The organism is Brevibacillus sp. AG (genome assembly GCF_028369215.1).
Classification (GTDB): Bacteria; Bacillota; Bacilli; order Brevibacillales; family Brevibacillaceae; genus Brevibacillus; species Brevibacillus porteri.
Genome location: NZ_JAQMYO010000001.1, coordinates 386,135 through 411,648, shown reverse-complemented (window position 1 = coordinate 411,648; position 25,514 = coordinate 386,135). Strand labels below are relative to the sequence as shown.

The 25,514-nt window shown below is 47.3% G+C and carries 19 protein-coding genes and 1 pseudogene; 19 read left to right on the top strand and 1 reads right to left on the bottom strand.

Going from position 1 to position 25,514, the window contains the following annotated elements:
• Window positions 1-33: 33 nt before the first annotated feature.
• The 4 genes from POF51_RS01825 (at window position 34) to POF51_RS01810 (ending at window position 5,319) form a co-directional block, all read left to right on the top strand.
• Entirely contained in the window at window positions 34-1,056 is a 1,023-nt protein-coding gene (locus POF51_RS01825; RefSeq protein WP_069845006.1) for a MerR family transcriptional regulator, read from the top strand.
• Between the two features lie 97 nt (window positions 1,057-1,153).
• Entirely contained in the window at window positions 1,154-2,773 is a 1,620-nt protein-coding gene (locus tag POF51_RS01820) for an ABC transporter substrate-binding protein (RefSeq protein WP_069845005.1), read from the top strand.
• Between the two features lie 27 nt (window positions 2,774-2,800).
• Window positions 2,801-4,237 carry a serine hydrolase domain-containing protein gene (locus POF51_RS01815; protein ID WP_069845004.1) on the top strand — a complete coding sequence of 479 codons (1,437 nt, stop codon included), beginning with the start codon at window positions 2,801-2,803 and terminating at the stop codon, window positions 4,235-4,237.
• Window positions 4,234-5,319, top strand: coding sequence for a serine hydrolase domain-containing protein (locus tag POF51_RS01810; RefSeq protein ID WP_069845003.1), 1,086 nt, complete (start codon window positions 4,234-4,236; stop codon window positions 5,317-5,319). Before POF51_RS01815 ends, POF51_RS01810 begins: the two co-directional genes overlap by 4 nt.
• A gap of 46 nt (window positions 5,320-5,365) precedes the next feature.
• Here POF51_RS01810 and POF51_RS01805 read toward each other — a convergent pair whose 3' ends face one another.
• Window positions 5,366-7,423, bottom strand: a complete 2,058-nt coding sequence (locus POF51_RS01805; protein WP_271753506.1) for a LuxR C-terminal-related transcriptional regulator — start codon at window positions 7,421-7,423, stop codon at window positions 5,366-5,368.
• Window positions 7,424-7,611: 188 nt separating this feature from the next.
• On the opposite strand from POF51_RS01805, the gene POF51_RS01800 reads away from it, so the two are divergent.
• The 15 genes and pseudogenes from POF51_RS01800 (at window position 7,612) to POF51_RS01730 (ending at window position 25,488) form a co-directional block, all read left to right on the top strand.
• On the top strand, window positions 7,612-8,037 hold the full coding sequence (locus tag POF51_RS01800; protein WP_069845001.1) for a VOC family protein: 426 nt from the start codon (window positions 7,612-7,614) through the stop codon (window positions 8,035-8,037).
• A 70-nt stretch (window positions 8,038-8,107) separates the two neighbouring features.
• The gene (locus POF51_RS01795) at window positions 8,108-10,771 is read left to right on the top strand and encodes an IPT/TIG domain-containing protein (RefSeq protein ID WP_069845000.1); all 2,664 of its coding nucleotides are present in this window, start codon (window positions 8,108-8,110) and stop codon (window positions 10,769-10,771) included.
• 333 nt (window positions 10,772-11,104) lie between these two features.
• On the top strand, window positions 11,105-14,056 hold the full coding sequence (gene fdhF / locus POF51_RS01790) for a formate dehydrogenase subunit alpha (RefSeq protein ID WP_069844999.1): 2,952 nt from the start codon (window positions 11,105-11,107) through the stop codon (window positions 14,054-14,056).
• A complete protein-coding gene (locus POF51_RS01785; protein ID WP_069844998.1) occupies window positions 14,056-14,535 on the top strand; it encodes a DUF1641 domain-containing protein in 480 nt (159 codons plus the stop codon). Before fdhF ends, POF51_RS01785 begins: the two co-directional genes overlap by 1 nt.
• A complete protein-coding gene (locus POF51_RS01780) occupies window positions 14,532-14,927 on the top strand; it encodes a phosphate-starvation-inducible PsiE family protein (protein ID WP_069844997.1) in 396 nt (131 codons plus the stop codon). The genes POF51_RS01785 and POF51_RS01780 overlap by 4 nt, the downstream gene beginning before the upstream one ends.
• A gap of 14 nt (window positions 14,928-14,941) precedes the next feature.
• Window positions 14,942-15,292, top strand: coding sequence for a DUF2294 domain-containing protein (locus tag POF51_RS01775; RefSeq protein ID WP_069844996.1), 351 nt, complete (start codon window positions 14,942-14,944; stop codon window positions 15,290-15,292).
• 124 nt (window positions 15,293-15,416) lie between these two features.
• Window positions 15,417-15,569 (top strand): annotated as a pseudogene (locus POF51_RS01770) (formate dehydrogenase accessory sulfurtransferase FdhD); the annotation flags it as partial.
• Window positions 15,556-16,563, top strand: coding sequence for a GTP 3',8-cyclase MoaA (moaA, locus tag POF51_RS01765; protein ID WP_069844995.1), 1,008 nt, complete (start codon window positions 15,556-15,558; stop codon window positions 16,561-16,563). The pseudogene POF51_RS01770 and the gene moaA, both read left to right, overlap by 14 nt.
• Window positions 16,564-16,573: 10 nt before the next feature.
• Window positions 16,574-17,836, top strand: coding sequence for a molybdopterin molybdotransferase MoeA (locus POF51_RS01760; protein ID WP_334312657.1), 1,263 nt, complete (start codon window positions 16,574-16,576; stop codon window positions 17,834-17,836).
• Window positions 17,837-18,001: 165 nt separating this feature from the next.
• Window positions 18,002-20,254, top strand: a complete 2,253-nt coding sequence (locus tag POF51_RS01755; protein WP_069844993.1) for an ATP-binding cassette domain-containing protein — start codon at window positions 18,002-18,004, stop codon at window positions 20,252-20,254.
• A gap of 243 nt (window positions 20,255-20,497) precedes the next feature.
• On the top strand, window positions 20,498-21,160 hold the full coding sequence (locus POF51_RS01750) for a TetR/AcrR family transcriptional regulator (protein ID WP_069844992.1): 663 nt from the start codon (window positions 20,498-20,500) through the stop codon (window positions 21,158-21,160).
• Complete coding sequence (locus POF51_RS01745) at window positions 21,147-22,031, top strand: amidohydrolase family protein (protein WP_069844991.1); 885 nt, start codon at window positions 21,147-21,149, stop codon at window positions 22,029-22,031. Before POF51_RS01750 ends, POF51_RS01745 begins: the two co-directional genes overlap by 14 nt.
• Complete coding sequence (locus POF51_RS01740) at window positions 22,018-22,788, top strand: enoyl-CoA hydratase/isomerase family protein (protein ID WP_069844990.1); 771 nt, start codon at window positions 22,018-22,020, stop codon at window positions 22,786-22,788. The genes POF51_RS01745 and POF51_RS01740 overlap by 14 nt, the downstream gene beginning before the upstream one ends.
• 20 nt (window positions 22,789-22,808) lie before the next feature.
• Window positions 22,809-24,380, top strand: a complete 1,572-nt coding sequence (locus POF51_RS01735) for an AMP-binding protein (protein ID WP_069844989.1) — start codon at window positions 22,809-22,811, stop codon at window positions 24,378-24,380.
• Between the two features lie 28 nt (window positions 24,381-24,408).
• The gene (locus POF51_RS01730) at window positions 24,409-25,488 is read left to right on the top strand and encodes a M42 family metallopeptidase (protein WP_069844988.1); all 1,080 of its coding nucleotides are present in this window, start codon (window positions 24,409-24,411) and stop codon (window positions 25,486-25,488) included.
• Window positions 25,489-25,514: the final 26 nt, after the last annotated feature.

The following is a 25,514-nucleotide window of genomic DNA, read 5'->3' as shown; positions in this document are numbered from 1 at the left end:
GAGGTTTTATAATTGGCTAGGGGGTGTTGTCACGTGCACGGAAAGGCGAGGAACAGATTAGACACCACACAAAATCAACAAACTGATCGAACAATGAAGGACGTGAAGTTCTTCATCGGACAAGTGGCGAAAATGACAGGTTCTTCTGTACCCACTGTTCGTTATTATGACGAGATCGGCCTGCTTTCACCTGCTGAGATAACTTCTGGAGGTCATCGCATGTATACGGCAGAGGAAATCTGGCGGTTAAAACTGATCCTAACCCTTCGCTATTTAAACTTTGGTATTGATGAGATTAAGAGAATGTTAGCTGGGGATATACCTGTTGATATGGCGATAGAATGGCAAATCGAAGCTTTGGACATCCAAATGCGTACTCTTGCCAGCATGAAATCCATTTTGGAACAAACAAAGCAGAGTAAGGGTAACAGTGATTCTTTGAGCTATATGCACGATTTAATTGAATCAATTTCTACAGATGCATTGGAACGAGAAAAGTTTGTTTTGGAAAAAATGATTTCGTCCGTTTTTCCTGAACAATTCCCGGTTGAATGGCGAGAGATATTTTTATTAGGGGTTAACGTCTCCTCGTTGCTGGAAGGAAAGCTTTCGGCAGCACAAACGGCTGCATTAGATGAGGTGGAGGAAATGTTTAATGATCCAGAGATTGTCCGGGAGATGAAGCAAGATGTCATGTCCTTCCTAGAAATAGTTCACCTGCCTAAGATCAGTGTGGAGATGTGGAGCGCCAGAATGCTTAAAAACCTTAAACAGTTGTTAAAAGCAGCTGAGCAACATGCAACTCCAGACAGTCCTGTCGTACAGGCGAATGTTCAAGAGTATGTCTTGATGTTTGCCGATGTTGACGAACTCCCTGTCTCGCAGTCATTTTTCCGTCGGTTTGCTGAAAAGATGCTTTCAAGCCAATCAGAAAATCTCGAACGTTTCAGAAGAATTTGCTCAATCCTGTATCCTAGTCTGCAATCGTATATGAAAACAAATGAATTATTCTACCAAGCATTACAGTGGAAACTTCAACAAATGGATAAAGAGTAAAGGTACTCTTTGTTACAGCTTGCGAAGGAGGTGAAATCATCTGTCATCATCGGAAGCTCTTTCAAAAAGAAAAAGGAAGGAGGTGGCATGCTGACATATGAAGAAAAACAAGCGAAAAACGTACAGTGTCTTTTGGCGGGGATTTGTCATTCTATGTATGTTCTTGGTGGTTGGTTGCAGCACGCAAACAACTGTGCCAGCCGAGCAGCAGGAGGGTGCTGAACCCAAAACAGGCGGAACGATTACTGTAGCGTACCCCTTTGAACCGGATACGTTAGATGCTCACATGTCTGTTGCATCTGCTGGGGTCTATACCTGGTTGTTCGGTGGATCACTGCTATATAAGGATCCTGCCACAAACGAATACAAGCCCTCTCTTGCTAGTGACTATAAAATTTCTGAGGATGGCAAAACGTGGACCTTCACGATTCGTTCCGGGATTACCTTTCACGATGGGACACCTCTTACTGCAAAAAGTTTTAAGGAAACCTTCGATCGTGCTCTCAATCCGCAGACAAAAGCAAAAACAGCTGCTGAATTAATGGCTCCAATAAAAAGTGTGAAAGCGCCAGACGATCAGACTCTCGTTTTGGAACTACAAGAACCCTATGCTGCCTTTCGCGATGCGCTAGGGAATTATTTAACGCAGCCGTTATCGTTGAAAGCGATTGAAAAGGCTGGAGAGAGCTATGGCCGGAATCCTGTGGGAGTAGGGCCTTGGAAGCTTGAGAGCTGGAAAACAGGCGAAGGTGTCACCTATGTTAGAAATGAAGCCTTTCAGTGGGGAGAGCCATATTATGAAAACCTAGGTCCTCCTAGAGCCAACAAACTTATCATAAAAGCAATTGCTGACAGCCAGCTCAGAATGTCAGCGCTAGAGAGTGGTGCTATCGATGTAGCAACGGAAGTACCTGTGAAAGACGCGAATCGTTATCGGAATAATCCGAAATATCAAGTGTTGGAATACTTACGTCCTGGAGTGGGTTTAATGTTGGAAATGAATCTGACAAGACCGGAGTTCCAGGATATTCAGGTACGTAAAGCAATTAATATGCTCGTCAATAAAGAAGCCATTGTCCAAGCTGTTACGCAGGGAGAAGGCGAAGTAGCCCATACGCCGTTATCTCCATCTACGCTAGGGTATGACAAATCCTTAGAGAAGTACGGGTACCAGTATAATGTGAACGAAGCAAAGAAGCTGTTGGACGAGGCTGGTTGGAAAGTAAACGGAAGTGGTGTGAGAGAAAAGGACGGAAAAACATTTAGTCTGAATTTTCTGAGTACCGCAGATCTAGACAAAGAAGCCCAATTGCTTCAAGCCATGCTGGGAGAAGCGGGTATCAACATGAAGATTCAGAATCTAGAAATAGCAGGGTACATGCAGGAAGTCGTCAAAGGAAATTTTGATGTAACGTTGATATCGGGCGCCTATGATGACCCTGATATTTTATACTTTTATTTTCATTCCAGCGGTGCCTACAACCTGTCTGGTGTACAAGATGACAAGCTGGATGCCCTCCTTTTGAAAGGGCGTACTACCATGCAGACTGATGCCAGAAAGCAAGTGTATATGGATGTACAGAAGCATCTGATTGAGCAAGCGTATGTTGTCCCTATCTATTACGATAAGGCCTTTACTGTCATCAATTCTCGAGTAAAAGGAGTCAAGTGGACATCTGTCATGCCAACATATAATGACAGCTGGATCGAGAACTAACTACATGTCAACAAAGGAGAGAAGCGCATGCCAAATAACGGATGGATTGAGTCTTTTGAAAAATACGCTCAAAAATGGATAACAAAAGGTCAGGTTCCTGGTGTTTCTATGGGAATAGCAAAAGATGGTCAAATCTTCTATAGTAACGGATTTGGCTTCCGTGATGTGGAACGGCAGTTAGGAGTTACAGTCGATACGGTATTTGGAATTGGATCCATCACAAAATCCTTTACTTGTGTGGCGGTCATGCAATTACAAGAAGCTGGTAAGTTATCCGTACATGACCCTGTTGTCAAATACTTGCCGGAGTTTCGACTGAAAAATAATGATGTGGGACAAATTACGATTCATCATTTTATGACGAATACGAGTGGGATTCCTCCCTTGCCAACGTTTTTTGCAAGTGTGATGCGAAGTTTGGAAGAGAATGAGGCAGAAGACTATCCATTTCTGCAAAACGAGACAGATGTTACGGTACCAATCGATACGTACGAAGACCTGATGAGTGTTATCGCTACATTAGATTTAGAGCTTTTAGGGCCACCGGGTACAGAGTTCAGTTATTCCAATGATTGTTTTGCCTTGCTGGGAGCGATCATTGAACGCGTCAGCGGGAAGTCGTATGAGACTTATGTCAAGGAGCATATCATAGATCCAATCGGGATGGAGCACACGAGCTTTTTTCTGGAAGAGCTGAATGGCTATGAGAATATTACTAATCTTTATATCATGCGAGACAGAGGCGATCACAAGGAAGTGGTCCCATCTCCGAATTGGTGGGATACTCCCACTTCTCGGGCGGCAGGATTTATAAAATCAACGGTGCGGGATATGTTGCGATATACGGACATGTTCTGCAAAGGTGGGCTTACAGCAGGAGAAAATCGTATCCTGACACCTGAGAGTGTACAACTCATGATTACCCCTTACTTTCCGACTGACTTGGTACCTGGTCAATTTTACGGGTACGGCTTGCTCATAACTTCTGACTACTACGGGAAAAAGTTAGTTGAACATAGTGGTGGTATTAAAGGGGTTACGGCTCAAATGTGCTTCTTTCCCGAAACAGGACTGGCCGGAGTGGCACTGTCCAATCTAGAATTGTCGCCGGTTTTGGCGGTAATGTTGGGTGCGCTAAATAGTCTGGAAAACCGCCCTCCTGAAACCTCTCATCTGGTTAGCAAGATTGATTTTCTAACCGAGGAAGCTATGAATCAATTCGTGGGGGATTATCAATCGAGTGAGTTGGGGACATTGCCGATCAGATTAGAAAATGGTCAACTGATGCTCTCCTTTTTGGGAGAAAATTACGTAATGAGACCATTTGCTGAAGATCTCTTTGTAGTACAGGCGTTTGGAACAGATTTCTCGGCACGGTTTATCAGATTGAGAAATCATGAGATTGTTCGAGTGTCTTTTGCGGGAAGACAATTTTATAAAACGAGTGGGGGAAACGAAAAATGACCCAACAAGCCAATGTAAGCGATGCGAGATGCCGCCAGCTTGATGAGCTTTTTTCTACGCTTGCCGAACAAAACAATTGGAGCGGTAACATCTTGATTTTGGAAGAAGGGAAACCTTATTATCAAAATTCCATAGGATTGGCCAATCTGGAAACGGCTGAAAGATTGTCACCAGATTCGGTATTTGAACTCGCATCGGTTTCCAAGGCGTTTACAGCAATGGCAATCATGATCTTGCAAGAGCAAGGGAAGCTCGACTATTCAGATAAAGTTGACGACCTTCTTCCAGATTTTCCTTATGCCGATATGACTGTAGAGAATCTACTCGTACACACATCCGGGTTGCCTGATTACATGGAGTTGTTTTCGCAATATTGGGATAAAACGCAAGTGGCTACGAATCAAGACATACTCGATCAGCTAATCAAGCATCGACCCAACGTCTTGTTTCAACCCAATGAAAAGTATGCGTACAGTAATACCGGCTATGCTTTATTAGCATCTATCGTAGAACACGTAGCTGATACACAATTTGCCGATTTCTTGCAGCAACAGATATTTCAACCACTAGGTATGCAGCATACGAAAGTGTACAACCGAAGATATTCGCCTGAGTTGATCCAGCATTACGCGTATGGATACGTGTATTCTGCTCAATCTGAAGCATTTGTGTTACCGGATGATTCAAGTGAGCACGATTTTGTCATTTATCTGGATGGCATTCAGGGAGACGGCGCGGTCAGTTCAACACTGGATGACTTGCGTAAGTGGGACAGAGCTCTTTACACAGAAAAGCTGGTAAAAAAAGAAACGCTAGAGAGAGCGTTTTCCCCCGTTCAGCTTACTGACAACAATTTATCAAATTATGGTTATGGCTGGCGGCTGCGTGATAATCAGGTGACAGGAAAAGTCGTGCATCACAGTGGAGGCTGGCCGGGGTATCGAAGCTACTTGATACGATATATTCAAACAGATAAAACGATTATTTATCTTACAAACGTGGATCAGGAACGTGATTTGACAGAAAAGGCTGTAGAGGCAATCGAGAATATTTTATTTGAACGACCATATGACATTCCGTAGCCATTTAATAAGAGGAGCCGCCATCGACGGTTCCTCTTTTTTCGTCCTACACAAGCATTTTTTTCACCAACTGTGTCCGGTTGCTGACATCCATCTTGTCAAAGATCGATTTCAAATGTTTTTTCACTGTGACTTCGCTCAAATACAAGCGGGCAGCGATTTCCGCATTCGTCAATCCCTCCAGCACAAGGCTGGCTACTTCCTGTTCTCGTGCCGTCAGCGTACTCATTTCTATCGTTGTGACTATGCCAGGTGATGTCGGTGGAGCAGCAGCTGGAGTCGCTTCTTCTTCCAAGCGAAAATCCGCATCCAATCCGGATCGTTTAAGCAGTTTTTGCAAATAAGCGGGAAGATGCTCGCCTTGCGTATCACGGAAAAATACGAGGGTGGGTGTTACTCCGTCATAGTTGGTGTGGGTGGCGAAATCGGCTATATCAAACCCCAAACTTTCGTGGGCAGCTTTGAAAAAAGGAAATGGTGAAGGTGAACACAACAAAAACTCTCCGGAGAACATCAAACCGTGCAACATATGGCCAATAGCTGTATGTTGGGAAACATCCTCGTAATCATCTTGATGAATGGTGTGGATGAACCAGCCAGCCCGTGTGTGTTCCGGCACGCGAAACCGTTCTAGCTCTTGTTTGGATAGAGCAGTGAAATAGGAACGAGAACCGGAATGTTCCATCAAGTAAGGAAGGGTTTTTTCGTTGATGGGAACAACTGCAGCAAGTGCCGAGATCGCTCCGTTATCATTGCGCAAAACGCGAAGCACGTCGTATCCCAGCGAGAATAGACGGTCATGATCAAGCCAATTCAATGGGTACAAGGTTTGCTCCGCTGTCAGGTGAAAATCAAAATGTAGGTTCGTGTGCGGATCAAATAGCTTGATCGTTTTAGGGGAGGGACAGTGCCGCTGATTGCGGATATACTCCAGTAGTTCTTCCAGATGACCAGTGTGGATTGATTCGAACGGTTTGGGTAATGGGTCGAACCAATTTAAAAAGGCTCGGATGAGTGCGTCACCTAAAAAGAAGGTAAGCTCTAAAGCTTCTGGTGTACGGACCGAATGAGCTGACTTGGTGAACTTCTCATAATAGTAGTGAACGGCCCGCTTTTGCAAATCTGCAAAATGAAGCGGAGTCCGTGCCCGCATATCCTGGGCAATAGATTCTCTCATCAAGGAATGAATCGTCCAGCCGCTGTCCACTTTCCGTACAAACGAAAATCGGATCAATTGGAAAAACTCGGACGCGGTGATTTCCCTTTTTAATAAAAAAGACAGATTATCCTGATTAAAGTGTCGCAATACGGCTGCTGCTTCCACGAGAGGACGCAAATGCTCGCCAGGAACTTCGCGCAGCCATTGGCTTACGACAAACGGCAGCGTGTCCATTTCCTCATGAAAAGCCCCGTTTCCTTCCTGATCTTTCGGCTGCAAGGTAAAGGACAGCAATGACAGGGTAAGGGGATGCCCTTTGGAGCGCCGCCACATTTCTTGGATGATAGTCGGTTCAAAAATGTGACAGTAATGCGCATACCGCTCGACAGCATCGTAAGGAAGATGGGATAAAGGGACCCTACTGATGAAGTGCCGCCAACCGGGCGAAAGAAGCCAAGCTTCAGACAGCGGATGCCTCCCTGCGATCACGATCAGGATATTCGCGCTTAATCGTTTGAAAAAATATTCGCGCAACCAATGGTCCAAGCCGTCCAAGTTCTCGTAAATGTCGAGAAAGAGGACGAGTCTTTGATCGGCCGCTTTTTCATTCAGCTTCGAAACGCATTCCTCCAACAATTGGGATGGATGCTGCTCTTCTCCCTTATGATAGACATGCAATGCCTGCAAAATATGCAGGCAAAAATCAGAGGGCGTGTGCCAAAATTGCTCGCTGTCCAAAGAGAGAGTAGCTGCTTGCCGCAGATGAGCTTGCCGCCTGAGCTCGTCGAGCAAATAGCTTTTTCCTACGCCTGCGGTTCCGAAGAGATTCATGATTTTTTTGGAGCGCCGCTCATCCGCAAGCAACTTCAAAAAATGAAGGACTTCCTCGGTTCTTCCTACCAACAGACGACTTTCCAGCTCTTCAAGGCTATCCTGATAATTCATAGCATCACCTGCTCCATCACAAGGTTTTTCCTTTTTCTTCCTACGATTTTACTACGCTTCTTTTATACTGGGTACTCATATTTATCGCACGGGTATCCTTTTGGATGTATCCTTTCGAGTAATATCGAGCCCCGTATAGTCGGTGTTAGGATGAAACAGGCGAGTCAATACGAAAGGATGGAGGGAACATGTCAATGCTAAGCCGCATGGGTCACATTTCCTTATACGCGCATGATGTTCGCAGATTGGCCTCTTTTTATGAAACCGCACTTGATCTTGCAGTGGTGAACCATAGCGACGAAACGGCATGCTTGGCGATTGATCCGCAATCGGGCAGGCACGATTTGCTCATCCTGAACAATCCGCATCATGTGCATCTGGCATTTTGGGTAGATACGTTGGATCACTTCAAGGAAGTGTGGAGGAGGCTGACGGATCACGGAATTTTGGCACATGGTCCATATGTGGAGAGCGAATATGCACGTTTTTCTTTTCTTGATCCGGAAGGCAATCATGTGGAGATCATATGGGCGCATCGAGGAGAAACACCACATCCACAAAGAAGAAAAATCAGCTTTCGGGAGTTAGAGGAATTCGGCGTAAGCCAAGAATGATTCGTCCGTGCAATGGAGACTGGCTCGCACAAACTATTTCATTCATTGTGATAAGGGAGAGGAAAAAAGAATGTCAACTTCTACAAACACTTTCAATGCAGGGGGAAATACGCTCGGGATTACGACCATGGCTGTGAATCCGACAACCTTCCAAGCAGCCCCCCAAATGGTTCAGGATCGAATGACGTATCACAAAGCGGTGCTGGAGTCATTCGGAATTACATCCCTGTCTAGTCTGGGGTCGCTTAAGATCCGTGGGACGGTAGTACCTCAGTCGGGATTAACGAAACCAAGCCCAACTCTCGTCAGTGGGAATACCATGATTCAGTCTGCGTACCGAATCGACTCAGCTAAATCTTCACCAACGTTGCAAATGTTGAGTGGAAAAGCAGAACTGTTGCAAACCATTCCGTTTCCTAAAAAAATGACGGCTACATTAGCTGTACCATCTCCTGTTTCGGCCTTGAATATATCGGTGGACACTGCCTATTGGGCCGCATCGGAAATTTATATCGAGGATGGAACCAATGTTATTTTGAAATATCCGCAGCGCTACTTGATCATCATCGCCGAAAAGTTGACAGTCGGACAAAATGTTACGTTTACATGGGAGCGCCCTTACCGCTATGTTCCGGCCAAACGCCAAAAACCAATAACACCACCTGATGCACCGATGTCCTCGACGCTCTCCGGCATTCCGGGGACACCTGGAACACATGGATTGCCCGGAGACCGTGGATTCGACGGCGCTGCTGCTCCTGAACTCGAATTATGGGTCCTCAATCTGGCGGGACGTCCACATTTTGACTTGAAAGGGCAAGATGGCACACAAGGTGGGCCTGGGCAAGACGGTGGAGATGGTGGCAGAGGAGGAAAAGGCAAGCCAGCTGAATTGGATTGGGCAGGTTTCTGCAAAGCCGGAGCGGGAGCCGGTGGAAATGGAGGGCGCGGCGGTGCAGCAGGATACGGAGGTCCGGGAGGCAATGGAGGCGCTGGTGGTCGGTTGACCCTGTACGCGCCACAAACGATCATCCAAAATTATTCGCAAGGCTTTGCGATTACGATTGAGGGAGGCAGCCCGGGGGCAGGAGGAATTCCTGGTAATCCTGGAGCAGGCGGACCGGGTGGTGCGGTGGGTGACACAAAGAATGGAAAATTCGGTACGGCATGCGGTCCAGGGCCAAGAACAGCAGGTCAACCGGGAGAACAGGGTTCATTTGCCGATGCTGGTCGTGTCGGATATGCGGGAGGCCGATTGTCTGAACCTGTCAGCTTTCGAGCCATCGACGCAGATGAATTCAGACGTAAGCTCTTGGAGCCATCGATTAGCCATGTATCTCCGCTCTATGCATTCGCAGGTGATACAGTGACGCTGGAAGGAAGTCGTTATACCAAAACCGATGTCGTGCTGATCGATGGCACGGAAACGAAAACCCAGGTAGTAAGTGATACCATGCTCCATTTTGTCTTGCCTTTCGTGACAGGGGGTTCCCGCACGCTTCAAGTACGACAATCAGATATGACTCTTTCCAACAAGGCATCCGTCTTCGTGAATCCACGAGTCATTTCCGCCCAACAGGAAAATCAAGTGAAAACACGGGTGAGGCCCGGACAAAAAGTGATCGTGAACGGAAGCGGCTTTTCCGAAGGGACACTTGTCTTGGTAAACAACCAAGAAATGCCCGATGTACGGATGTTAAGCTCGACGCAAATGGAATTTACCTTGATTCGACCGGCCGATGTTGAGAGCAATCCAGCGGGTGAACAGGTGACCCTGAAAGTGCGGCTTTCCGATGGCACACCTTCGAATGAAATTCCACTGACCCTAGAAACTTTCCATATGCTCGTGATGGGCGATTCCGTGAGCTGGGGGCAAGGCTTGCAGGAGCATGAGAAGTTTTATTCCATCGTGGGTGCAGCCGTTCAGGCCAGAGAAGGAAATATCAAGCAATATACACAAGTACTCGCTCATTCCGGAGCCATTATTGGAGAGGGTAAGGATGATGTAGTGGCCCCCGTAGACGGCGAGGTACCTAAATCGTTCCCAACGATCCTACAGCAATGTGCGTTCTTCAAAGGCGAGGCTGACTTGGTGGATTTGATTCTTTTGGATGGAGGTATGAACGATGTCGATGTTCGGACAGTTCTGAATCCTTTCCATCCAGCCGATTTGGGGAAATTACATTATGACTATTTCTTTGTGAGCATGAAGAAATTGCTGGTCGAGGTGACGAATAAATTTACACAAGCCAAGGTCATCGTTACCGGTTATTATCCACCTGTGTCTGAAAAGAGCGATATGGCTGTGGTAGAAGCACTATTGATTGGCGTAGGGGCCATTGTCGGAGGTGTCGGCGGCGGTGCAGCCGGAGGAATTCTGGGTGCAGCTGAGTTGGAAAAGGTATACAAACGCTGTGCCCAGCTTGAAGCAGAATCAAAGGTCTACTTGCGGAAAGCCATCGATGAGAGAAATGCGGAGCTCGATAAACCGCGTATCTTTTTCGCCGATCCGAATTTTGGTCCGGAGCATGCGGCGCTGACGGATGATCCCTATGTATTCGGCATCAATTTGGACCTGACTCCTCAAGACCTGATCGCAGCCGAGCGCCTCGTCTCCTGCACAGAAGCAGGGTGCACAGGCTTGGATTTCGAGATTTGCAAGCGTGCCTCGATCGGTCATCCCAATCAAAAGGGAGCCCAAGCGTACGCAAACGCAATCTTGCCTCTTCTGTAAGCAGTAGAATCATAAGATGATTGACACAGATACGCTGTCGGAGGAACTGATGTTCCCTGACAGCTTTTTCATGTGCTCAATCCTTCCATAAAAAAAGTTGGATTTCCATGTAGATCCGGTGATATAATGTTGCCGTAGCTGATCATAGATGGTGAGTAATGACGAATTGCTCAATCATCCTGATCTCACCCATAGATATGTTGGGACGGATAACGAGTATCATTGGATGCTTCGGAATTAGCCCACCATCAAACGATTTGCGCATGGCCATGTGTTCATGCTCAGGTTGTTTGATGGTGGGCTTTTATTATTTTCTTGGAGGTTTTAGAGAAGATGCAAAAAATTAGCTTTGAACTAAATGGAGTGAAGCATGAAGCGGAGGAAGGAACCCGTATCCTAGATTATTTACTGCAAAAGGAAATAGAGCATCCTCACATTTGCTACTCACCCATATTAGGGCCCATTCAAACTTGTGATACATGCATGTGTGAAATTGACGGGAAAATGATGCGGGCATGCTCGACTCCTATCGAGGAAGGGATGCATATCCTTACATCCTCCGAACGGGCAAAAGGTGCACAGACAGAAGCAATGGACCGGATATTGGAAAACCACATGCTGTATTGTACCGTCTGCGACAACAACAACGGAAATTGTCGGGTTCACAATACGGCAGAGCTGCTCGAAATTGAGCACCAAACACGCCCGTTCCGAGAAAAAAAGGAAGAAGTGGATATGTCGCATCCCTTTTATCGCTATGATCCCGATCAATGCATTCTCTGTGGCCGTTGCACGGAGGTTTGTCAGGATTTACAGGTAAATGAAACGCTCACCATCGATTGGGAACGAGAGATTCCTAGAGTGATCTGGGATGATAATAAATCGATTAATGAATCATCTTGTGTGTCATGTGGTCAGTGTGTGACAGTTTGTCCGTGCAATGCACTGATGGAGAAATCCATGCTCGGCGAAGCTGGCTTTCTATCAGGGATGAAAAAAGACCTGTTGAATCCGATGGTCGATCTCATTAAAGAAGTCGAGCCTGGCTACAGCAGCATTTTTGCTATCTCTGAAGTAGAGGCGGCGATGCGGGAAACAAGGACCAAGAAAACGAAAACCGTATGTACGTTCTGTGGGGTAGGTTGTTCATTTGAGGTATGGACTAAAGGCCGCCACATTCTAAAAGTAGAACCAACGGAAGATTCTCCGGTCAACAGTGTCTCTACTTGTGTAAAAGGGAAGTTCGGTTGGGATTTTGTTAACAGTGATCAACGTTTGACTACACCTTTGATTCGAAAGGGAGACGCATTTGTGCCAGCTACGTGGGATGAGGCGCTTGCACTGATCGCCGAGCGAATGGGTTCCATCAAGCAAAACTACGGAGGCAACGCGCTTGGATTTGTAAGCTCATCCAAAACGACCAATGAAGATGCCTACCTCATGCAAAAACTGGCGCGGCAGGTATTTGAATCAAACAATATTGACAACTGCTCCAGGTACTGCCAGTCACCTGCCACCGATGGGTTGCTTGCAACGGTAGGATACGGTGGTGACTCGGGTACCATTCAAGATATCGCAAGTGCCGGATTAGTCATCATCGTCGGTGCGAATCCAACAGAGGGTCATCCCGTCTTGGCAACCCGCGTGAAACGGGCACAGAAATTATACGGTCAAAAACTGATTGTCTCAGATCTGCGCAAGCATGAAATGGCCGAACGTTCCGATCTGTACCTGCATCCAAAACAAGGGACCGATTTTGTCTGGCTGACGGCAGTTGCGAAGTACATCATCGATCAAGGCTGGCATGACGAAGCCTTTCTCCAAAACCGGGTAAACGATTTTGATTCTTATCGGAAAATGCTTGAAAAATACACGCTGGAGTATGCTGTGGAAGTAGCCGGGCTGACAAAAGAACAGTTGATTGAAACAGCCACAATGATTCGCGAAGCAGATGGTACTTGCATTTTGTGGGGAATGGGTGTGACGCAGAATATCGCGGGTTCGCATACGTCAGCCGCTATCTCTAATCTCTTGCTGGTAACAGGAAACTACGGTCGACCAGGTGCAGGAGCCTATCCATTGCGTGGACACAACAACGTACAAGGCGCTTGCGACATGGGGACACTCCCTACCTGGCTGCCAGGGTATCAGCCAATTACGGATGATCAGGCGAGGGCCAAATTTGAAAAGGCGTATGGCGTAACGATCTCGAACAAATCAGGCTTAACCAATATTGAAATGCTGGAAGCGGTGGAGAAAGGCGAACTGAAAGCCATGTACCTGATGGGGGAAGACATGGCTTGGGTCGATTCCAACGCCAACCATGTGCATGATACGCTCAGCAAGCTTGATTTCTTTGTCGTACAAGACATATTCCTGACCAAGACGGCTCAATTTGCCGATGTCGTTTTACCTGCGTCTCCATCCCTGGAAAAAGAGGGTACCTTTGTGAATACGGAAAGACGTATCCAACGGTTGTATCAAGTAATGGAACCACTGGGAGAATCAAAACCTGACTGGTCGATCATCCAACTAATCGCACAACGAATGGGCGCAAACTGGAGTTACCAACACCCAGGAGAGATCATGGACGAAATTGCGAGCCTGGCACCGATTTATGCTGGAGTCTCTTACGATCGTTTGGAAGGATGGAGCAGCTTGCTTTGGCCAGTGCAACAAGATGGTACCCACGAGCCGCTTCTGTACAAAGATCAATTCAACTTCCCAGACGGAAAAGCAAGACTTTCGCTCGTTGAATATGTTCCGCCTATGGAGTATCCATCGGAATTTGATCTTACTTTAAATAATGGACGACTACTGGAGCATTTCCATGAAGGAAATATGACGAATAAATCAAAAGGCATCCAATATAAGCTACCGGAAGTATTTGTGGAGGTTTCCCCTGAGCTTGCCCGCGAGCGGGGGCTAAAAGACGGTTCGTTGGTTCGGCTCGTCTCTCCATACGGAGCCATTAAGCTTCGTGTTCTCGTGACAGATCGAGTCAGCGGTAAAGAATTGTATGTACCTATGCACTCTGTTAGCCATGAAAATGCCATTAACCTTTTAACCGGCAGCGTCGGGGACGTTCGCACGCAAACCCCTGCCTACAAGCAAGCAAAGGTACGTATGGAGTTTCTCAAAGAAAAAGGAATGACTCCACTGCCCATGTACAATCCCCGCTATGCGAAGCGAAACCCTCAGATGGGTGTCCAGGTAGAGCGCAAATGGGCGAGAGACGATTACGAACCGATTGCAGATGTAAACATGGTGGGAGGTAAAAAATAATGGCAAGACCGATTTCAAAAGTGGCAGAACCTGTTCTTACTGAAAGAGAAAAACAAGATCAATCGGTAGAAAGTGTCATACAAGCGCTCGCCAAAAATCCGGAAGGGATCCAGGCAACGATCAAGCTGCTCCAGGAACTCCATGAAAGTGGAATTCTTGGAGCACTCAACGCCGCCGTAGAGGCGAAGGAGGATATTGCCAAAATTGTCGTAGGGCAAATGGTACGTCCTCCTGTCACTACACTGATCAACAATGCGATGGTTGCCGCAGGTGGGTTAACAGAGCTAGATCCTGATATGACAAAAAAGCTGATGGGCGGTGTTACAAAGGGTCTACAAAGGGCCGATGATGCTCTTCGCTCTGGAAAAAAGGTTGGTGTCTTCGATTTGATGAAAGCTCTGCGTGATCCAGACATCAATCGGGCGATGGGTTTTGGTATAAACCTGCTGAAAGGATTAGGAGAGGGCTTAAAAGAATGATGAAAGAGACATCAATCGTGCACTTCTATCAACGGATGTTAAATACTTCACTCATCATTCTGGGACTTGTCTTGAGCTTTTATCTTGTACGCGAACTGTATTTCATTGTGACAGCTGCAATTCTTGGAAATACTAACGTTCATGATATTTTGGAGGAAGTCTTAGCCTTTTTCCTGTACTTTGTTTTTGTTTCTATGATCGTCAAATATTTCAAGGAAGAGTATCACTTTCCGCTGCGTTACCTCATCTATATCGGCATTACCGGCACGATACGTTTTATCATCGTCAATCGTGATGACGCTATGAATAATCTGATCCTATCGCTAGTGATACTTATCCTGGTCATTTGTTACCTATTGTTGGCTCCTCGTAAGAACAAACAAGGGGAATGAAAGGAGAGCATCGAATGACGAAAAACCTCGAACATCAATTCAGCATGCTAGTTCGTGAGATACGAAAAGAATACGTCGGTAACGGTCCGAAAGAAATCGTTACACGTTTTTGTGGTCCATGGGTGATCTGTGAGATGAAAGGGAACCTGACAAATGTTGAAAAATTTATGATTCTGTCTGATGAAGGCAAACGAATGGTACACGATGCACGCACGAAGCTCGTGAAGAACATTTATAACGACCCTGAGGTAGTATCAAAACTCGAAGATATCATCCACGCAAAGGTCTTGCGGATTTTTTCAGATATTAGCATTGAAGAGGATATTGCCATGACCGTCTATGTTTTAGATAGATCAATTTCTTGATCAGGATGGGAGGGAAGGAGAAAAACTCTCGTGATTCAACCGGTGTGCGTTTTATCACATGTCCTGCATGATGAATATGGTACTTTGAAGGAAGTGGAAGATTCCATCGTGACAGAATCACCGCTCGAAGTCAGCTCCTACTGAATTGGCTCTTCGTCTGGAGCAGGATCTTGGCATTTCCACGGTTGGTTTTATTCGAAATCAGAAGTTTAATGTGTACACGTGGCCCGAACGAATTGCAGAGGTTGAAAGGGGGAAGTCCAGTGATTCCAAGTGAATTGGTGGACGCTTTTGGTCGTGTCCATGACTATCTACGCATATCGGTAACGGATCGTTGCAACTTGCGGTGTGTTTACTGCATGCCTGCTGATGGGATGGAATTTGAACCTGATGAAAATATCTTGTCTTTGAACGAAATAACCGAGGTTGTGAGGGTTTTGGCCGAAATGGGGGTCAAAAAAGTAAGGCTGACAGGTGGAGAACCATTGGTCCGCAAAGGCATTGAACATTTGGTATCCGCGATAGCGGGAATTCCAGGAATCGAAGATATCGCTTTGACTACCAATGGGATTTTCTTGGCGAGAAAGGCCCAACAATTAAAAGAAGCCGGCTTGAACCGTGTGAATATCAGTCTGGATACATTGAAAGCGGATCGTTTCTCGTTGATTACCCGCGGTGGAGATGTCCATCGAGTTCTGGATAGCATAGCTGCATGCCAACAAGTAGGGATAGATCCAATTAAGTTGAACGTCGTCCTTATGAAGGGGATCAACGATGATGAAATAGAAGATTTTCTTCAGCTTACGATCGATAGTCATTTACAAGTTCGATTTATAGAGTACATGCCCATCGGCCACAACGACATGAGATGGAAGCAATCCTATCTGCCATTGTCCACCGTATTGGAACGCTGTCATCATTTGGGCTGGAAAGTGGCTGAGAGTCATGAAGTGCGAGGCAACGGACCTGCACAAACGTTTCGGATAGAAGGCGCCAAGGGGAGTTTTGGGCTTATTCATCCCGTGAGCGATCATTTCTGCGAAACTTGTAATCGGCTTCGTTTGACAGCGGATGGAAATATAAAGCCATGCCTATATTGGTCGGATGAGTTTAATGTTCGTAAGTGCATTGGAGATGATGAAGCGGTACGCGACCTCTTTTTTCGAGCATTGCATATCAAACCACTGAATCACGAAATGGCCAAAGCTTTAGTTGATGAGAGTCAGTCGCATGTACCAACAGGTAGGCGCATGTCTCAAATTGGAGGGTAGTGTAAACGACATGGATAGAGTAGATTGCGTGAATCGATTTCATCGAAATGCGGTTCAAGTTGTGGAAGCACAGCGCAGAATTGAGCAACATCTGAACCGTCTGGATGTGGAAGAAGTCTCATTGGAAAATGCCTACAGTCGTACGTTGGCGGAGGATATCATTGCGCCAGACAATATGCCTCATTTCCGGCGTTCCGGGATGGATGGTTTTGCGATCATGTCCAGTTCTACTCGAGGGACATCATCTGAATCTCCTGTCCTTTTGGAAGTGATCGACAATATTCCGTGTGGAGCTCTACCTACAAAAGAATTATCGCAAAGAACGGCCTCCCGAGTCATGACGGGAGCCATGGTACCTGAAAATGCAGACGCAGTCATCATGCTGGAAATGACAGACGACCTTGAGGAGCAGGGCAAAACATACATTTCCATTAAAAAAGAAGTCCATCCTGGGCAGAACCTGACTCCGATTGGCCACGAAATCACAATGGGCCATTGTGTTCTGCAAAAAGGTACAGAAATCCTCGCTGGTGAGACCGCATTGTTGGCTACATTCGGTTTCTCCCGCGTCAAAGTATATAAGCGCCCAACCATCGCAATTTTTGCAACAGGTTCAGAGCTTTTACCTGTAGATGCGCCACTTTGCGCAGGTAAAATTCGAAACAGTAACTCTTACATGCTGGCGGCACTTATTCGGGGGGCAGGAGGGATTCCATTACTGATGGGTTCCATCCCAGACGAAGCGGATCAGGCACAAACTCGTATTCTTGAAGCATTTTCCGTTGCAGATTTCGTGATCACAACAGGTGGAGTATCGGTAGGCGACTACGACATTCTCGTAGATATTTTTGAAAAATGGAAAGGGAAGGTCCTGTTTAACAAAGTAGCGATGCGACCTGGAAGTCCTACATCCGCAGGGGTTTGGAATGATCAATTTTTGTTTGCTTTGTCAGGCAATCCGGGAGCATGCTTTGTTGGTTTTGAGCTCTTCGTTCGTCCTGTGATTTTGGGTATGCAGGGTATTCAAAATAGATACATGAGAGACTTTACTGCTTTTCTAGGCGAAGACTTTACAAAGGTAAATGCGTATCCTCGGTATGTTCGCGGAAAGTCTTATGTAATCGATGGCAAGGTGTTCGTAAAACCTGTTGGGATGGATCAATCAAGCGTTACGGTATCCATTAAAGATTCCGATTGCTTGATCAAGATTCCACCTGGAGGAAAGGGAATGCTACAAGGTGAACTTGTCTGTGCCTTGATGCTTAGAGGATAATACTTACCTTGCGGGCGCTTTGGTGAAAGTAACGGCTGTCCATTGGAAATAATAGGTAGGCGGAGTGCTTGGTTGTAAGCGAGAACTGCCAGAAGCGAAGATATCCTTCTGAATGGTACAATGTAAATATAAGTAGAAATGAATACTATCGGAAGGATGTTTGGCATGAGCGAATCTAATCAGGAGTATATCGTAATCTCCGGTGCGAGGGAAAACAATCTCAAGAACGTATCCTTACGCATTCCCAAGCGGAAGATTACGATCTTCACCGGTGTATCTGGCTCCGGCAAGTCATCGATCGTCTTCGATACGATCGCCGCAGAATCCACGCGATTGCTGAATGAGAACTTCAGCATGTTCGTGCGCAATTTCTTGCCCCGCTATCCGCAGCCGGATACGGACGCGATCGAGAACCTGAGTATGGCGGTTATCGTGGACCAGAAGCGACTGGGGGGCGGCTCCCATTCCACGATGGGCACAATTACCGATATTTCTCCCATTCTTCGCCTGCTCTTCTCCCGAATAGGTCAGCCCAATGTTGGACAAGCGCATATGTTCTCCTTTAATGACCCCCAAGGCATGTGTCCCGAATGCAACGGGATCGGTCGCAGTCTGAGCGTTGACATGAGCAAGGCGCTGGACATGTCAAAGTCGTTGAATGAAGGGGCAATCATGCTGCCGGACTATAAGGTAGACGGCATGGAATGGAATATGCTCGTGCAGACGGGCTTCGATCCTGACAAGAAGCTGAGCGATTATTCGGATGAGGAGCTAGAGCAGCTGTTGTACGCCAAGGCGAGGAAAGTGGAGATGCAATTCGCCGGGAAAGCCGTGAATATTACAGTAGAAGGCGTCATGGAGAAGTTCACCAACAAATACATCAAGCAGGATCTAAAGACGAAATCTGAGCGTACACAAAAAGCGGTTGCGCCGTTCATCTCCGAAGGTTCTTGCTCCAGCTGTCATGGTGCGAGACTCAATCAGGCCGCACTTAACTGCAAAATCAATGGCCTCAACATTGCAGAGATGTCTTCCATGGAGGTCGGTCGGCTCATCCGCGTCATTCAGGAGATTGACGATTCGGTCGCCGCACCGATGGTCAAGTCGTTGACGGAACGGTTGCAGCATCTAGTGGATATCGGACTAGACTACTTGACGCTGGATCGTGAGACGGATACCTTGTCCGGCGGCGAGTCGCAGCGTGTCAAGATGGTGAAGCATCTGAGCGGCAGTCTGGTGGATGTTACTTACATTTTTGATGAGCCCAGCGTTGGTTTACATCCCCGTGATGTACACCGGTTAAATGAATTGCTTCAGAAGCTGCGCGACAAGGGCAATACCGTCATTGTCGTCGAGCATGATCCTGATGTGATCAAGGTGGCAGATCATATCGTCGACGTCGGGCCTCACGCCGGTAGTCACGGCGGTACCATCGTGTATGAAGGCAGCTTTGGAGGACTGCTGGAGTCAGGGACACTGACAGGTACCCATATGAAGCGGCCGATCCAACTGAAGCAAGATTCCAGGAAGCCGTCCGGCAAGTTATCCATTGTGGATGCTACACTGCACAACCTGCGGAACGTGAGTGTTGATATTCCAACCGGAGTGCTGACCGTAGTTACGGGTGTCGCCGGCTCAGGTAAGAGTACGCTGATAAACGAAGTATTCCTCAGCAACCATTCGGATGCGATCGTCATCGACCAATCGGCGGTAGGCGTGTCAACACGCTCGAATCCCGCGACCTACACAGGGATCATGGATGATGTGCGCAAGGCCTTTGCTTCCGCGAACAAGGTCAACCAAGGCTTGTTCAGCTTCAACTCCAAGGGGGCTTGCGAGAACTGCCAAGGTCTAGGTGTTGTGTATACAGACCTTGCATTCCTCGAAAGCGTCAAGCTGCCGTGCGAAGTCTGCGGAGGAAGACGGTTCAAGGAAGAGGTGCTCGCATACAAGCTGAACGGCAAGTCAATTGCAGAAGTGCTGGAGATGACGGTGGAGCAGGCATTGGAATTTTTTGAGCTAAAAGAAGTTGTGCGCAAGCTCCAGGCGATGAGTGATGTGGGGCTAAACTATATTACACTCGGCCAGCCACTTAGCACGCTCTCCGGCGGGGAATGCCAGCGCATCAAACTAGCAAGCGAGCTGCACAAGAAGGGCAGCATCTACGTGATGGACGAGCCGACAACTGGCCTACATATGTCAGATATCGGTCACCTTCTGGAGATCATGAACCGCCTCGTGGATACAGGCAATACGGTAATCGTCATCGAGCACAACCTCGATGTGATCAGCCAAGCGGATTGGATTATCGATATGGGACCGGACGGAGGCAGCAACGGCGGTCAGGTGGTCTTCGAGGGCACGCCTCCGCAGATCATCCATGCGGAACAGTCGATCACGGGAAGATATTTAAAGTAATGCATCTAATCTACTTTCGTAATGTATGGGAGCCCAATGAAAAAGCTGCTATGGCATAACGAATTCAGATCTCCTCATGGGAAACCGGAGGAGATTTTTGTTATGTCAAAGAAAATATCAGAAAATAACAAATAATCTTGACATTAAACCAGGTGGTTAGTAAAGTGGTGATTACAAGCAACCTATCGATCGATCGATCGACTCGAGTTTTCTGCAATCATCAGTAGAAAGGAGCGCGCTTTTTTGACGAAAGAAAAAATATTTCAAGCAGCATTACGACTATTCGCAAGAAAAGGATTTGAAGCAACCAGCATACGTGATATCGCTCTAGAAGCAGAGGTAACCTCTTCCACCCTCTATCATTACATGAAAACAAAAGAGGATCTGCTCGTTGCCATCATGCAAGAAGGGTTACAGACCCTACTTGGAAATGCAAAGGAAGTGCTCGCTGAGCTTGAAGCGCCTGAACAACAATTGGCAGCGTTTGTACAGCTTCATGTTACCAGCCATGCCATTGACAAGCTAACAGCGTTAGTAGTAGATACCGAGTTCCGTGCGCTGACAGGAAATACGCGCGTAGAAATTGTCAGGTTGCGCAGTGAATATGAGCTGCTATGGCAGCGTATTTTAACGGGCGGATTAGAGGGGGGCGTATTTACGATAGAAAATACAAAGCTTGCCGTCCTGGCTTTGCTTCAAATGTGCACGGGTGTCGCCCATTGGTACTCACCCAATGGCCCAAATTCATTGGAAGAAATCAGCTTGAATTTTTCCGATATGGCGCTTGCACTCGTTCAGGCAAAGCGAAACGGTCAGCAACTGACTGTCTCTGATTTGGATCTGCCTGAACCTGCTCGTTTTTTTATGAAACCATGGCTGGGGGCTGCTGCGCATGAACATTCTTGATGCCCGTGTCCGCTTGCCACAGCAGTTCCGTGAGGCACGCATCGGTGAAATGCGAAATGAGTACGTCGCTCAATATGATGCGGTGTTACAAGTAAGATCGACTATCGCGAAAACGCTCGACGATTTGATTCAAGAAATGAAAGAATCAGGAGTACATCATGCCATTATGCATGCAGAATACGAATTCGGCGAGGATGGGGATGCGCTGAATGAAGCATTGGCAAAAGTCATATCCGCTCACCCTGAACTCTTCTCAGGATTCGGTACGATTTCAATGGAGCATTTGAGACCGATGCGCGCTGTCCAACAAGTGAGCCGCATCAGAGAGCTGGGCTTTCTGGGAGTAAACATCCAGCCTGCATTTTTTGAGATGCCGATCGATGATCGCAAATTATATCCCGTATACGCAAAGGCTGCCGAGTTAGGCTTGGCAGTTGCCATTCATACGGGAATTAATTATTCGATGATTCATCCAATCCGGAATGAACACCCGCTGTTGCTAGATCAAGTCGCCTGTGATTTCCCAGAATTAACATTGATCGCGTGTCATGGGGGGTGGCCCTGGGTGCCTGAAATGGTTGCCGTAGCGCGCAAGCACCCCAATGTTCTGATGGATTTGGGCGGGCTTTCTCCAAGGTATTTGGGGGTGCAAGGAGCAGGGTGGGAGATGATGTACAGGTTAGTAAACAACCTCTTGCAAGATCAAATCCTCTTTGCAACAGACTGGCCTGTATTTCCTCTGAAACGCGCGATTGCAGAATGGAAGGAATTAAGCATAAAGCCCGAGGTGCTAGAGAAGGTACTCGGTTCGAATGCAAGAGCATTGTTTTCCAAAATAAAGGCGGAGGTAAAAAAGAATGACAACACGTAAGGCGGTGGTAGAGTGTGAGATCCATCAAGAGATAGGCTGGATTCACCTGAATCGCCCCGAGCGGTTAAATGCGGTGATTCCACAATTGGTAGAGGAGCTGTATGGATCGCTCGATAAGTTGGAACGGGAAGGAGTAAGGGCAGCAATACTGGCTGGCCGCGGGAATGCTTTTTGTGCAGGACATGATTTGCGTCATGAAGAAAAGCCTGCAAATGAGGCTGAGATACGCCTTAATCTACAGAAAATTCAGGATATAACACGAAAGATTCAGCGCGTTCCTTTTCCGGTGATCGCTGCGGTCCATGGTTATGCATTAGGAGCAGGGTGTGAGTTTGCACTCGGATGCGATTTGATCATCGCCGCTCAAGATGCCGAATTCGGCTTTCCGGAAGTGAGTGTCGGACTTAGTGTTACTGGAGGAATCTCGCATATCCTTCCCATCGCGATCGGACTGGTCCGGGCGAAAGAATTGCTGTTTTCGGGCGAAAGGTTTGGTGCATCGCAAGCACTGCATCTAGGACTCATCAACAAGGTAGTGGATCATAAAGTGTTAGCTGAAGAAGCTGACAAGTGGGCGAAACGATTAGCTGAGCTCCCGCAAGTAGCGCTTGCAAAAGCCAAATTTGCGCTAAATCGCGGGGCACAATGCGATCTGGAGGCAGCTTTTGAATTGGAGATCGAGCATGCGCTGGCAACCGTGCAAACGATCGAATCCAAGCAGGCGGCTGAAGGGTTCCGAAAAAAAGGATCGGTATAAAGAAGGAGGGCTGAAACCTTTTGGACTTGCAAGAAATCAAGTCTTTGACGGCGCGGGCGGCCAAACGATGGGGAGAAAAAATCGGGCTTGTCTTTGATGAATGGAATGAACAACTATCATTTAAGGAGATAGAAGACCGTTCCAACCAGATCGCCAACATGCTCCAAGTGCTGGGCGTAGGCTATGGGGATCGGGTAGCCGTCATGCTGAGGAACCAGCCGGAATTCCCGCTTACTTGGCTGGCGTTGGCAAAACTGGGCGCGACTATCGTGCCGATAAATGTAAATTACAAAGAGTACGATGCACAGTATATCCTCCACCACTCCGAAGCAATCGTTATCGTAACTTCACGGGAGTTTTTATCCCTGCTACAGAAGATCAGACCTTCCTTAGAAACCCTCAAAACAATCCTCTCAGTAGACCAATCAGACGATCCCAACGCTGTCGATTTCAGAACGATGTGTGAAACAGCGCCCACGACACCAACAGCGCTTACCGTTTTTCCTGAAACTTTAGTCAACATCCAATATACATCCGGCACGACAGGCTTCCCCAAGGGGTGTATGCTTTCCCATGAATATTGGCTCACCATAGCAAAAAAGATGATCGAGCAGCATCCCAATTTGACCACTTCAGATGTACTGTTAACGGCGCAGCCCTTTTACTATATGGACCCGCAATGGAATTTGCTGGGTGCGATCGCTGTGGGGGCAAAGCTTGTGGTTCTCGATCGATTTCATCCTTCTACATTTTGGAAGAAAGTACGGCAATATGGCGTTACCTTTTTCTACTGCCTGGGGATCATGCCCACGCTAATGGTCAAAACACCACGCTCGCCCTTAGACAGGGAAAATAACGTTCGCACCATCTTTTGCTCGGCCATTCCCCCGCATCTGCACCGCGAATTGGAAGAGCGATGGGGCGCGCCATGGTATGAGGTTTTTGGCATGACAGAGACAGGTGGAGATATTTCGGTAAAACCACACGATCATGACCGATTGCTCGGAACAGGCTGCATCGGAAAACCGGATAAAGACCGGACCGTCCGCATCGTTGATATTCACAACCGACCCGTTTCGAGAGGCGAGGTTGGCGAGCTCCTCCTACGGGGCTTGGGGATGATGGATGGCTACTATAAAGATCCTGATGCGACTTGCGCTGCCTTTCAGGGCGGCTGGTTCCACACCGGAGATTTGGTCCGAATGGACGAAGGCGGATACATCTATTATGTCGGTAGAAAAAAGGAGATGATTCGCCGGAGCGGGGAAAATATTTCGGCTGCTGAGGTTGAGGAAGTCATGAAAATGCATCCGGCCGTGCAATATGCTGCCTGTCTTCCAGTGAAAGATGAAATACGTGGGGAAGAAATCAAGGCATACGTGGTAGTGAAAGCGGGCCAAACAGTGCCTCCTCATGAGTTGATCTCTTATTGCGCCGAGCATCTTGCTTACTACAAGGTTCCACGATATTGGGAATACCGAAGTGAATTGCCTCGTACCCCATCTGAGCGTATAGCCAAGCATGTACTGGCGAACGAAAAAGCAGATCTTCGCATCGGTTCCTATGATCGCATGGATGATAGCTGGAGATAACATGCAAATGGAGAGGAAGATAATAGGGATGAATAGTTGGGTAAAGGTACTGAAACAGCTGACAGAGGCTTCCGGAGTTCCCGGACAAGAACAGGAAGTGCGAGAATTAATGCACACGTACTTGGAACCGCTTACAGAAGAAGTGTTCACAGATAATCTGGGAAGCATAATCGGGCGGAAAACAGGCCTGGCCAATGGACCCAAAATCATGATGATGGGACATATGGATGAAGTGGGGTTCATGGTAACGCGTGTCATGAAGGATGGATTCATTGCCTTCCAGCCGCTTGGTGGCTGGTGGTCGCAGGTGATGCTAGCACAGCGCGTGAACATTAAAACATGCAAAGGGGATATTGTCGGCGTAATCGGGTCAAAACCGCCGCATCTGCTGTCTTCGGAAGAACGAAAGAAAGTGGTTGAAATCGAGCGGATGTTCATCGATATCGGAGCATCCAGTGCAGAACAGGCAAAGGAGCTGGGAATTCGCCCAGGTGATCCGATTGTGCCGATCTGCCCTTTCACGGTGATGGCGAATGACAAGATGTATATGGCAAAAGCGCTCGATAATCGCGGCGGTTGCCTGACAGCCATTGAAGTAATGAAACAGTTACAAGAAACGGATCACCTCAACATCGTATTTAGCGGCGCTACTGCACAAGAAGAAGTGGGATGCCGTGGTGCATTCACGAGCACGTATATGGTGCAGCCAGATATATTCATTGCATTGGAGACGGGGATAACGTTTGACACGCCAGGAAGCGCCGACTCTCCTAATTTGCCTGATATCAAGTGCGGTGGCGGGCCTACAATTGGTCTATTCGACGGCTCGCTCGTGCCCAATCGGAAATTGCGGGAACTGTTATTTGATACGGCTGAAGAGGAAGGCATCCCGTATCAATATGGTGCTATTGCAGGTGCGGGTACGGACGCAGGAGCTGCACATATGGTTGGCAAAGGGGCACCATCAGTTGTTATTGCAATCCCTGCGCGCTACATTCACAGTCACGCTTCCATTCTTCATCATGATGATGTGGAAAATACGGTGAAATTGCTGACCGCTCTCGTCAAAAAGCTGGATCAAAAAACGGTTGATTGGCTCAGATCGTAGGAGGCAAGGATATGTCCCAAACAAGG

Bases quoted from the DNA above. Each gene is read 5' to 3' on its own strand.
- POF51_RS01740 (WP_069844990.1), top strand. From the start codon at position 22,018: ATGACAACACGTAAGGCGGTGGTAGAGTGTGAGATCCATCAAGAGATA.
- POF51_RS01800 (WP_069845001.1), top strand. From the start codon at position 7,612: ATGTCAATGCTAAGCCGCATGGGTCACATTTCCTTATACGCGCATGAT.
- fdhF (WP_069844999.1), top strand. From the start codon at position 11,105: ATGCAAAAAATTAGCTTTGAACTAAATGGAGTGAAGCATGAAGCGGAG.
- POF51_RS01805 (WP_271753506.1), bottom strand. From the start codon at position 7,423: ATGAATTATCAGGATAGCCTTGAAGAGCTGGAAAGTCGTCTGTTGGTA.
- POF51_RS01795 (WP_069845000.1), top strand. From the start codon at position 8,108: ATGTCAACTTCTACAAACACTTTCAATGCAGGGGGAAATACGCTCGGG.
- POF51_RS01785 (WP_069844998.1), top strand. From the start codon at position 14,056: ATGGCAAGACCGATTTCAAAAGTGGCAGAACCTGTTCTTACTGAAAGA.
- POF51_RS01730 (WP_069844988.1), top strand. From the start codon at position 24,409: ATGAATAGTTGGGTAAAGGTACTGAAACAGCTGACAGAGGCTTCCGGA.
- POF51_RS01755 (WP_069844993.1), top strand. From the start codon at position 18,002: ATGAGCGAATCTAATCAGGAGTATATCGTAATCTCCGGTGCGAGGGAA.
- POF51_RS01760 (WP_334312657.1), top strand. From the start codon at position 16,574: ATGGATAGAGTAGATTGCGTGAATCGATTTCATCGAAATGCGGTTCAA.
- POF51_RS01745 (WP_069844991.1), top strand. From the start codon at position 21,147: ATGAACATTCTTGATGCCCGTGTCCGCTTGCCACAGCAGTTCCGTGAG.
- POF51_RS01780 (WP_069844997.1), top strand. From the start codon at position 14,532: ATGATGAAAGAGACATCAATCGTGCACTTCTATCAACGGATGTTAAAT.
- POF51_RS01820 (WP_069845005.1), top strand. From the start codon at position 1,154: ATGAAGAAAAACAAGCGAAAAACGTACAGTGTCTTTTGGCGGGGATTT.
- POF51_RS01810 (WP_069845003.1), top strand. From the start codon at position 4,234: ATGACCCAACAAGCCAATGTAAGCGATGCGAGATGCCGCCAGCTTGAT.
- POF51_RS01775 (WP_069844996.1), top strand. From the start codon at position 14,942: ATGACGAAAAACCTCGAACATCAATTCAGCATGCTAGTTCGTGAGATA.
- POF51_RS01815 (WP_069845004.1), top strand. From the start codon at position 2,801: ATGCCAAATAACGGATGGATTGAGTCTTTTGAAAAATACGCTCAAAAA.